This is a genomic window from Desulfosporosinus sp. BICA1-9 (assembly GCF_000802135.1).
On record NZ_JUEE01000082.1, the window covers coordinates 14,269 to 25,729 of the forward strand.

The 11,461-nt window shown below is 39.4% G+C and carries 9 protein-coding genes; 1 reads left to right on the plus strand and 8 read right to left on the minus strand.

Annotation, left to right across the window (positions count from 1 at the left end; translation table 11 throughout):
* Positions 1-137: 137 nt before the first annotated feature.
* From JL57_RS10380 to JL57_RS10390, 3 genes are all read right to left on the minus strand, one after another.
* Entirely contained in the window at positions 138-923 is a 786-nt protein-coding gene (locus JL57_RS10380) for a hypothetical protein (protein ID WP_034141977.1), read from the minus strand.
* A gap of 58 nt (positions 924-981) precedes the next feature.
* On the minus strand, positions 982-1,695 hold the full coding sequence (locus tag JL57_RS10385; protein WP_034141978.1) for a hypothetical protein: 714 nt from the start codon (positions 1,693-1,695) through the stop codon (positions 982-984).
* A 181-nt stretch (positions 1,696-1,876) separates the two neighbouring features.
* A complete protein-coding gene (locus tag JL57_RS10390; RefSeq protein ID WP_034141979.1) occupies positions 1,877-2,275 on the minus strand; it encodes a DUF6508 domain-containing protein in 399 nt (132 codons plus the stop codon).
* A gap of 335 nt (positions 2,276-2,610) precedes the next feature.
* Here JL57_RS10390 and JL57_RS10400 point away from each other — a divergent pair, with 335 nt between their 5' ends.
* The gene (locus JL57_RS10400) at positions 2,611-4,617 is read left to right on the plus strand and encodes a restriction endonuclease PLD domain-containing protein (protein WP_034141981.1); all 2,007 of its coding nucleotides are present in this window, start codon (positions 2,611-2,613) and stop codon (positions 4,615-4,617) included.
* Between the two features lie 199 nt (positions 4,618-4,816).
* On the opposite strand, the gene JL57_RS34095 is transcribed toward JL57_RS10400, so the two are convergent.
* The 5 genes from JL57_RS34095 to JL57_RS10420 all read right to left on the minus strand — a co-directional run bounded on the left by JL57_RS34095 (position 4,817) and on the right by JL57_RS10420 (position 11,409).
* Positions 4,817-5,827: an HNH endonuclease gene (locus JL57_RS34095; protein ID WP_291299938.1), complete on the minus strand. Its 1,011-nt coding sequence runs from the start codon at positions 5,825-5,827 to the stop codon at positions 4,817-4,819.
* Between the two features lie 659 nt (positions 5,828-6,486).
* Positions 6,487-6,756: a hypothetical protein gene (locus tag JL57_RS36345; protein WP_366557008.1), complete on the minus strand. Its 270-nt coding sequence runs from the start codon at positions 6,754-6,756 to the stop codon at positions 6,487-6,489.
* Complete coding sequence (locus JL57_RS10410) at positions 6,747-7,061, minus strand: hypothetical protein (protein ID WP_034141982.1); 315 nt, start codon at positions 7,059-7,061, stop codon at positions 6,747-6,749. Before JL57_RS10410 ends, JL57_RS36345 begins: the two co-directional genes overlap by 10 nt.
* Positions 7,062-7,063: 2 nt before the next feature.
* Positions 7,064-8,035, minus strand: a complete 972-nt coding sequence (locus JL57_RS10415; RefSeq protein ID WP_291299939.1) for a nucleotidyltransferase — start codon at positions 8,033-8,035, stop codon at positions 7,064-7,066.
* 197 nt (positions 8,036-8,232) lie between these two features.
* Entirely contained in the window at positions 8,233-11,409 is a 3,177-nt protein-coding gene (locus JL57_RS10420; RefSeq protein WP_291299940.1) for a helicase-related protein, read from the minus strand.
* Positions 11,410-11,461: the final 52 nt, after the last annotated feature.

Here is an 11,461-nt window from a genome sequence, read left to right on the forward strand (position 1 = left end):
TTACTCCAATGAAAATGTAAGCCCTTAAAACCGCAGCTGTCTACGATGGCCTCTGGGGCATTTCAAATACCCCCATATAGTATTTCTAAGTTACTAAAATTCTCGAACGCGTTAACCTCTTTCATATTAAAAAAGTGTCAGTCAAAAACAAAAAAATGCTCTTTCCAAGGCGAAATCTGAGTTAAACGAATTCCCCTAGCCCTTAATAGTCCAATATGTTCTGATGAAGGGACAATGAAGAATGCCCTCAATGTACCTCGCTTGTAAAGCAGCGCGAAAATGTTATCAACACCGAGTTTTTCCTTCAACTGATCTAACCTTTCTTTCATCTGAACTTCGGCTGGTCCACTTCGGCATAAATGATGATAGATAACCAAACTTTGTTCGCGCTTTACGAAGGGAACCAATTCTTCAAAGAATGTATATTTTGGCCCGGTCTTTTGATGAGATTTAACAGACTTTACCTCTAACCCATTATCAGGATCAACAAAAATCACGTCGCACCCCAACGTCGCCTCAAGCGCTTTGCTACTCCATCGGTTTCTGTAACTGATCCGTTCGTTTCGAGCAGCAGGACTATTGTTAGACATGCCCTCATAACTAAGGGGCGTCTCATAGAAAACAGTCTTTGTTGGTAGCACATTGAACTTTTGAATTATCGAAACATCTCTTTTACCTGCCTTAATGATCTCAGATAGCGAATCATAAAGAGCTGGATCACCACTTCTGAAACGTGCTAGATTAGACGTTGTCTGCTCTAAATAGCGAATGTGTTTTCCGTCATCGTTGTGATTTTCATCTGGTACACGATACCAAACGACTCCCAATGATAAATCCAATTCGGTGCTATTTCCCATGCACAATGTTTTTAGTAGATGGTATTTACCAAAATCTCCAATATCACCGACATATCTGTTTTGCATCCTACTACTCCTTCTTCTCTTCTGTACTTAACTTCACTCTTTCTACACGAATTTCTGATTACTTAAGTAAATGAAAAAGGTCTCTTTTAAGAATTTCTAATACCTTTCGCCTAAATGGTTCAAAAGAATCTCCTTTACTTCCGTAGTATAGGAAGTGACGACAAGCCATAATTACTCCCGCCTTTCCATTAGAATATTTGAATTGTATCAACGGAGCTTGCAGCTCCATTCCCACTATTGACTGTTCAACATTTATCGTATTGGGAGCGATCAATCCTCGACTAATAAAAATATCAACTGACTGATCCACCGTTTTCTTGCCATGTAGAATTATCAAGCTTGGCTTAAATTCCGTGACCAAACTATAAAATATATCCTTACCTTTCTCTATCACAAACTTAGGTTCCTTTTTAAGGGCCTTTAGATTGGCAGTCGGGTAAGGAATAGCATCCGTTTCAAGAATCGATGCGTCTGTATAGTTAGAGAGCCAAGAAAAAAATGAATTCATACCGATTCGGGTACGAGATACTTCATCCTTATCCTGGCTTAATCTACTCGCTTTGTAAAAATCCATAAACTCTTCGTAGTTTAGAAGTAAGTCGACGTACTTATCTATTTCCATGTCCATAGGGAATATTGGAGTCGCTGGGTTAATCCCCACAAAGAATATGTCTACCTTAGATAACTCACCCTTGCAGATAAAAGGTCGATAATAGGCTTTGCCAAGTTCTGGTGCCAGACACATTTTCTTAAGAGAATCATGTGAAACCACAGTTACCCCTCCCATCTTTTCCATATTACATTTGAGATAAAAGAGATTGTTTCGCTAATGCCCACTATTTTTGTCATTCCACTCTATCTCGTATCTATTAAACATCTCTACTAAACTAAGGAATTCACGTGCCGAGCTGACTGTTTAAATAGTCAAGCCCAGGCTTCTTGTGCCAAAAAAATCACTTTAAGCCTGATAACTCCCGTAGTCTATATAAAACATTTAAGAAAATCTTCTCCTTTATCACCTGTCCCCAAAACCCATCACAAAACCTTTCCCCACGAACAGAATGTGTGAGAATTGCCCGCAGGAGTTGAATATCGGCTTCTGCAATATAAATGTTTATTTTGCCAGTGTCGATCTGATTTTTTTCCAGATAATCGAAGTAGTTATTAATTAGCAAATCACTATCATAGACGTCCTTGATAAAGCTATGTAGTTTTTCATCGTAAATTGGGTAATCCATTTCGAGCACACCATCGTTGGTTTCAGATGGCCTGTGCGACATATACAAATCAAGACTCTCATCCTCGAAATAGCTTATGTATTCCAATAATTTTTGCCAGTTCTCAATTGCCATTTCAATCCACCACCTTAGATTTAAGTACAATCACCTTACGTTGACAAATTTTTGAACATGCAAGCATACAGTTGCCATTGATCATTTTATTGTCTTTTCGATGTGATACAATTAGGACGCATAAAGTATGAATATTTTGACTTCTAACCATACACCCATAATGTTCAATCCCCATTAGTTTAGCTGCAAGGTCCCGTAACTTCACCACGCCTTTATGCCATTTATTTGGCAAGCGCCCCTTCCTTGTGAAGGGATATCTTGGTTATCAAAAATTAAGTAATCCAAAATTAGAAGGATTTCTAGATTTACTACATAGCTGAAAGGAAAATGAGTGAATGAGCGCAAGCCTTTTCGATCCTTTAGAACAAGATACTGAAATAAACCTTTTTAGCGAACCTTCGCGATCCGGTAATCGAATTGATGTAGTACAGATGGAGTTTGTCGAAGCAAAAAGTGTGCAGTGGAAGGATTTATTCAAAGGTTTTGATAAAATGTATGCCATCACCTATTCCTCTGGGATGAAGTTTATCTGTGATTTATTGGAGACATTCCAATATGCCGAAGTTATCTTTGGGTTTGAGGATGTAATGACCTATAGTTTACAGGAAATCATGGCTCACCAATTGAAAACAATCGAACGTTTGAGATTAACATCGAGTAAAACTAAGATTGATTTGGTTGCCAAAATAGATAACGGTTCTTTGAAAATGTTTGTAGCTCGAAAGAAATTATCCCACGAAAAGATTTATCTGCTCGAATCTACTGATGGGAAAAAGCGTGTCATTACCGGCTCTGCCAATATGTCCTATTCCGCTTTTTCTGGAAAGCAAAGGGAAAACATTAGCTATATCGATGGAGATAAGGCCTTTGACTGGTATAAAAATAGTTTTAATGAATTGAAGGAAATGAGTTCTGATAATATCTCAATTCCTTCACTAACAGTTGCAGATGATTTGGAGAAGGTTGACGAGATTCCGATTATGAGAACAATCCAATTGAAAAAGGCCTTGGTCATCGAACCCGACACAGAGTATAAAGACGATGTCAAATTCGTTCTTGATGTAAAAAACTTAGCCAATAAATTCACTCCATTTATGCCTAAACCCGATAAAAAAGGAAAGCAAATCTTGTCGCCTGAGATTGTCGTGCAAACTAGGCGTAGACTGATCGGCGCTGCTGTGCAGGAAAAGGAGTTACGGAGCCAACATCCTCAACTGTTCATAGATATTCCACTCATGCAGGTTACTCTTAATGAAACTAAATTAGATTTAAGCCCGACGACAAAGGAAATCCGAAATGATGTGGATTTGTTTCTTGAGTACATGGCGGGATATCAAAAATTTCATGGTGATACCGAAGGGATGCAATCTAAATACTATGCTTTCGCGAATTGGTTTTTCACAACGCCATTTATGGCCATTATGCGGGATATGGCAGTGAAATATAACCAGAACCTCCTGCCCTACCCTGTTTTTGGTTTAGTGTATGGTCAAAGTAAAGCTGGGAAGACAACTTTTTTAGAAACACTATTAAAAATGATGATTGGACAAAAGACCAAAATCTCAGCTCCTGATTTTACACGATCAACGATTGATGGGTTAAAAAGAACAGTTCAGGGTGCTCCGATCATTGTAGATGACCTCACACAGGCACGATTCTCACAACACGCAATTGAGACCATAAAAAACGATGATTTTGGAGTGGTCGATAATATAACTACCTATCCAGCCGTGGTAATCAGCGCCAACGAAGATGTAAAAGCTGTTGCTGCCGAGGTTGTCCGGAGAACAGTCATTTGTCACGTTCAAGCCGGACTTAAAAATACCGAGCTCATGAGAACAAGTACTGTGAGGCGTGTTCAAAGAAATATCGGAACAGCCTTTTACCGAGAGTATTTAAGGAGAATGATTGCGAAAATTCCCGAGTTGTTAGATGTCCTAAAGAATGATGAAGATCAAGAAGCTCCAGATATTTTGGAAGTATCCTCAAAAATCTTAGATGAAATTATCTCGGAACACTCCTCTGAGGTTCCAAACTATGTACGCATACTGACCCTCGATGATTATTTCTCCGAAAAGGTCACTGGTTCCCAGGCGATTAAGAAAATCAAAACCGCATGGCAAATCAATCGTAAGGCCTTTGATATTAGCAAAAAACATAATCAGCTTCGATTCAACGCTGGCCAAACGTGGGAGGCCGACCGAATATTAAAAGAACTTCCTGAGGATTTGGAAGCTCATAAATCTGGAGAATGGATTGTTATGGATTTAAGTAAAGCTTCGGAGTTTTTTGGGATTACCTTCAGTAAATTTGGGGGGTTCCTAGCCATGTTTAAAGGTTAATGAAAATAATATAAAAGCCTTGTAATGGAACATCTGTTCTGGCAAACTTAAGCTGTAACCGAAAGGCTACACAAAAGCACTCGAATGCGGGCAGGCAAGCGGGTGCTTTTATATTTGAATATTGTTACCCAATTAACTTGCTTAACAATATGGCTCACAGCTTTGAATATTTGATACAGGTATCTATATAAATGAATTATTATCCCGAATGTACTTCTCTATGACAATTCGGGCAAACAGCTATTGCATTATCAACGGTATCTTCACCGCCATCTGTTAATCTTATAATGTGATGAACTTCAAGATATGGAGTACCGTCAGATCTCCTAATAAACGGTGCTGGTTTTTTACACTTTTCACAAACCCCGTTTGCTCTGACAAGAACCTCTGCAATTACATCAGGATTACGTTTAAACACTATTGATATTGTCACATGCGTTTCAGGGATAAGTACCGTTCTACTTTCTAATCGTTTCTTTCTCTCCTCACTTCCATCCGCCAATGACTTTTGGACTTGCCTATTAAGTTCATCATGATTATCCAGCTGAAAATTTAATTCATTCAGCATCTTTACCATGCTGTCATAATGTTTTCTTTCAAGTTCCAGTAACGTCCCCCTGTGATTCTTAATAATATCGCAATTACTCAGCTTTTCCATTATCCTTAAAGTATCCAGATCCAGAAATATGTTAAAATCTCTGGTTTTCTGAAAATCAACGAAAATTTCATTTTTCTCTTCGTACTTATCCACTACTTGACATATTGCAGTAACTGCTTTAGTCTCACCTGTTTCATACGCAAGTACAAGATCTCCTATCTGTATGTTCTTAAAGCAGCCTTCATTCTTTCGTTTGCCTCTGTCAGAGTTTAAGTTGGAATAACGTTGTCTACTGCCAACCTTAACAATTGAAAAGGCCCAATTATAAACCTTAGAATCAATATTTAGCCAGAAATACTTTGGTTGACGCCTGTTTTTCGGAAGAATCCGATACTCACCTTTACCAATACGTTCAAAATATACTTTATATGTTGGGCTATGTGTATTTTCCGTTGCATTTGAAAGTATGACCCTCATATGATTTTCACTTGCTGGAATTCCGTTTCTTTTACAAAAGTCCTTAACCTTCTGAAAAGTAATTGGCTCAATGATCTCTCCTTCAATTACAGCTTTTACTAGTTCATATCCTAAGCCTTCACCGTATTTTACCACTTTATCACCCAGCTTTCTCACAATCCGAATACGATTTAATGAATTGTTACACAGTACTCAGCGTATCCTCTTCGTAACGTGTCCGTCTCATATGTAAACAGAATATCAGGCCACACTCTCTACTAAAGTCGGGAATGGCAAGTTAAATGATGTCGAATTAATGCTTTGTTAAGCTGTATCGATTGGCCAACCAACACCCAGAATTTGTTTGTTGATTGAAAAAGCCCTTGGATCTACTCCTCTTTCGCATCTGGTTCCGCGTAGAGTTCCAGTTACCTTTGCTGAACGACTAGTTCCACGAATAGCGATGAGGGTGTTAAAGTTTATTTTATGTTATCAACGAACAACAGAATAGTCCATCTGATGATGACAACATACCGAAAACATTTTTACCCATGTTCTACTTGCTGTTCGAAAAATCGGATTACATTTAGTGATATTTTTACTTGCGAAGAAAATAATGAATCAGTTTAAGTTCTTTAATTTAAAAGGAACGAAAAAGGGTACATAAGATGAAGCCTCCATCTGCATAGTGGTTCCGAGGGGCCTCCCCTCATTTCTTATAACACGAAGCAAAATCAGTCGACAGTTCCTGTCACCTGGTTGCGCCTTCGAGGCGCACAATTATTAGAATCGGTTCCACTTGTGTTGGAGTCGGATCACGAAACAAATCCGACCGGCCGGGAGGGATTGTGCCGGGAATTCAAATATATATCACCTGTTGTATTTCTTGAAGTCCAGTATCTTCCGGTTAGTTGATCGACATCGTCTAACTCGATTCTGCATGTCCCATATTGCATGGGATTTTCATAACCATGTCTGCCTTTGGGGTTCGTTATGTATGTGTAGTACATCACATAGGCTCCATTTTCCTCGATTATCTCACTAGATATCGATGCACTTGTTATTTCATCTGTAATTATTTTAATACGAGTAGAAAATAAACTTTGCTTAACGGAATATTGGTAGCCTTTTCTCCGTCTACACCATTATAGCGGTATTCTATCTTTCCGATGTAATTTTGATTTAATCTCGGAATTTTCTCCAAAGGATTCCAACGCCATCCCCATTTAACATAAATGATTGATAGTAACGTTGTACTAGTTATAGCGTATCCAGCATAACTGGTGTAATTAGCAAAAACGATTGGTTCTTTTATGTAACAACATAGGGAAAACACTAGGATAGCGAATACTATGATAGATTTTATATATCCTTTCTGTTTATCGCTCATAGTTAGGCTTCCTGAATATCATATTGGTAAAAGTCACTCAATGCTATTATAAAGGTTTTATAATTCTCTCTGTCTGAGGTAGTCGGAAACAGCGTTTTGATACCATTTGCTTCCTTGCATGTGCCAAAATTGTCAAAGTCACCTCTAAGATGGATGATCAGTTCATCAAATGTGTATCTATAGACAGAAGGATATTTTGCGTAAACAGCATTTGGAATGTTCCAAAGCAAGGATTCCAACCCGAAAGATGACACATTTTTAGGACTTGAATATTCGTAATCAAGCATTAATTGTTTCATTTTCTTCATAATACGGACGTGCTTTTTAAAGCAATAGTTTGTAGCATTATTTTTAGCTCTACCATTTTTAATATGTTGTTCAGGGTAATTGATAATATTTCCCCCACTGTCTGGCCTTATTTCTATACCACCCACATAATTATTGGCATCAAAGTGATAATCTTCACGATAATCTCTAAATCGATAAGCTGGTACAACATCAGCATCCACCCGATAACTATTACCATGAACCTTAATAGATTTATCCTTGCGTTCAACACCCTCACCGTTGAATTTCCTCTTTAAGGCAGACTCAACTTCGTCTTTTAGTTTCTGCGCAGTGAACGTGCCATCAGTAAAATTATAACTCTTTTTTGTTACTTCAATTCTGTATTCCGGAATAAACGTTGACTCTAGAATAACAGCAACATCCACGTCACTCTGAGTACGGATATTCGTATTATTTGCATATGAGCCCTGTACCAGCAAAACAATTTTCTTGCCCATGTCACCATGCAGGTCTAATGAGAATGCCCATGTGTCAGTTTCATAGGAACGAATTTCTTTGTTGTTATCGGTATATCCCACCAATTTCATTGCGTCTCTAATCATACGAATTGCGTTTTTACAACGTTCTTCCTCAGTTGCACTAAGCGGCGTTGCGTATGTTATTAATTGTGATTCTTTAAAATTCAACGCTATTCCTCCTCTAACAATCATAATACGCTTGCAAAATTTCAGTTCCTAATATCTCTTAAAACGACTCAACTTTGTGCCTTATTTACTTTGTAATACCTTTGTGGTGTTGCGTTTGGGCATCAATTCAATTGAAAACAAGCTTCTATACAATGCCCCAACCGCCAAAGTGAAACAACACAGGTATCCCGCCTGAATCAAATAATATCAATTAATCGCACCTCATAAGCGATCCTCTCACCCGCCACCCTATAAACATAAACATGCTCCCTAATCAAACCATAATCCTGCTCCATTAAATCTTGGCTAAGCTCCCCTTCATTCGACGTCAAGATAATATATCGACTAACACCTTCAGTATCTTCGCTGATAAAATCAACCAAGCCATATGCATCCATCCTTTTCAGATTAAGCCTGCCTTGGTGGGTTTCATAATCTTTAACGATGCTTTCAAAATCATTGGGAATTAAACGGCTATAGGGTGAATCTTCATAGGGTTGCACCTTAAATTGTGCTACCTTTTTCACAGAACGTAATTGTATGCTACGCTCCCTCTCGATTTCCTCTAATCGATCATGGCGACGCTCTTCTAGATCCTCAATCTGACTGATGGTCTGGTTGATCAGAGCACTATTTTTATGTGCGACATCTTCAGTCTGATATCTTTGCAGGCGCTCATAAAGGGTCGTCATTTGGGTATCAAATGAACGTCTTAAAAATTGACTTTTGCGATTCAGTAACTCTTCACGGCCTAGACGCAATGTGATTAACTGTAGACGTGCTTGTTTAATGACTTCTCCCTTAAAGGTTTCGTCTTCAGATATGCCGATCTCCGTCCCCTTGATCGTGTCACTAAACAGCCAATAGGGGGACAAGCGAATATAGGCACCATTAGCCCGCTTGGCCAGCAACAGCAAGCTGCGTTCTAATTCCCGTCCTTGCCCATTCACAAAACTAATTTCATTCAACTCAACAGTCATAGGTTCGTTCACTTTACACCTTATACTGCAAGTCGGCAGTGATATTCGTTGGACATCTTGCTCGGCATAAGCCAAGGCTAACTTATAGAGTGGATGATCATTGGCTAAAAGTAATAAATCTTCAGTCTCTTTATCTTCCTTGACCGTAAACCGGTACGTTCCTTCATCACTGAAATGGATCTTATGCTTTTTGCTAAAGTCTCGCACAGATTTAGGAATACGATCTATACGAATGATAGACTTATCATTTGATAGATTCAATTTCAAACGTGTTGACTGTAATTGTTCTAAAGCAAACTGTCCGTAGACACGCGCAGGTATGCTTTCCAGGGATAATTCATTATAGGAACGCCTCACTCCTGGGAGATCAAAGCTTTGATCATCGAGCCGCTCTTCTCGAGCTTGTTCCAGGAGCCGGCGATGTTCTTCTGATAAACGTTTTTCCATCTGAGCGATCAGATCATCAAGATTTTCTCTTCCAGAAATAGCTTTTTCCATGAGGCTTGCCAGATCAATCTCCTCTTCTTCCAGAACTTCTCCAATGAAATCGTAGACAAGCTCCTGGCCTAGATCAACGCGCATTTGCTCAAGCTTCTCTAATAGACGTTTCATGACTTCCCCTTCGCGAGTGTTCACTGCCACAAGGTTAAAGACAAAGACTTCGTTCCTTTGCCCAATTCTATGAATACGCCCCATACGCTGCTCGAGTCTGTTCGGATTCCATGGAACATCGTAATTAATCAACTGATTACAAAATTGAAGGTTGATTGATTCTCCACCAGCATCGGTTGCCAACATAATCTGGACGTCACCCCGGAACTTTTCAATTTCTTCCCGACGTCGATCCATTGAGAAATCCCCTACAATTTTTGCCACCGATGGTACCCGATCAAGTAAGCGCCGTTCTAAATAATTCAGGGTATCTTTGGCCTCCGAAAAAAGAAGAATTTTTTCTCCTTTGGCTAAAAGGCCCTCTGGTCCAAACAAGGTAGATTCTAACTCTTGATATTTTCGCTCCACATCACTCAAGCGAACTCCATTGGCCTTTCTAATTAAATCCGTCAATTCATTGATTTCTAGCTGCAATTCATAGAGGTCAATCGCATCCGTTTCGCCCTCCGCAACGCCCTCTAGTTCATCTTGTTCTTCAACTGTGGCCTCTTCATACTCCTCAATGGAGAAAACACGGACTTGTTTCAGCTCGTTTTTCAGGACATCTTCAAGCCGTTCTTTACGCCGTACCAACGATAAATAAATCGCCTCAATAGACGAGCTCAGCCTTCGTTGCAAGAGCATCATAGCAAATGCCGTACTGTGATTATTATTCTTTTTGGCCCGGTTAAAATGCTCACTGACATAGGACGTGACATCGTTATATAACTCTAATTCATCAATGGACAAATTAAAGGCTAAGGTTTGAGTGGTCCGCTTAGGAAATAAGGGCGTACCATCAAAGGTGACCATAGACTCTTTCAAGCGACGAATGATAAAGGGATTGGTTTTCTCATACAAAGAGTCGCTGGTATTGAGGTTCGAAAACAGATCATGGTCTATGAGGTTCATTAAGTGGCGAAAGTTCTCTTTATCTCCCTTATGCGGGGTAGCCGTTAATAACAAACAGTGTTCTGCATTTCGCAAGAGCACTTCCCCAAGTTGATACATCTTAGTTCTTTGAATTTTTCGCTGCTTTACCCCATGAGTGTAGGCCGCCATTTTATGCGCTTCATCCACAATGATCAGATCGAATTTAGAACGGATCAAATAGTTTTTGACATCCTCACGCATTGCCCAGTAAAGTGAGGCCAGGCAATTGTCGTGTTGATCAAATGGATTGAGATTACCAGATTCACGTAGCGTAGTGCGAGAAATGATCTTAAACTCTTCACCAAACTTCTCACTTAACTCTTCTTGCCATTGAGGGAGCACCAGGGGGGGTACAAGAATCAGGATTCTCTCGACACTTTGTCTAGCCAATAATTCTCGAATAAGCATTCCCGCCATAATTGTTTTTCCTGCACCTGGGTCATCCGCCAGCAAAAAACGCACCTGTGGGGTTTGCAACATTCGGCTGTAAACAGCTTCAATTTGATGGGGTAAAGGTATAATCTGTTGGTTTCCTCGCATCCTTGACTTAGAATATCGTTCATCTAGCTTGAGAACATGGTACCGTAAGTAATGACTGATTTGATCGAGGGTAGCAACAGGATTAAGGTTTTCTTGTAATAATTCTAACGACTCAAGCTGTTCTAACTCCAGATAGCTTTCATAATACTCTCTCGTCTGGCGACCAATAGCCTCTACTAAGAAGAGGATCTTATCGATGGGTTCACATTTCTTTATTTCTACTGTTTCCGCCCAATAGGGACCTTGGATGATATCACCAACTTTAATCAACAGTTGTACCCCCTACCCCGTCGAAAATCAGATCTTGCACGTTGGATGATCT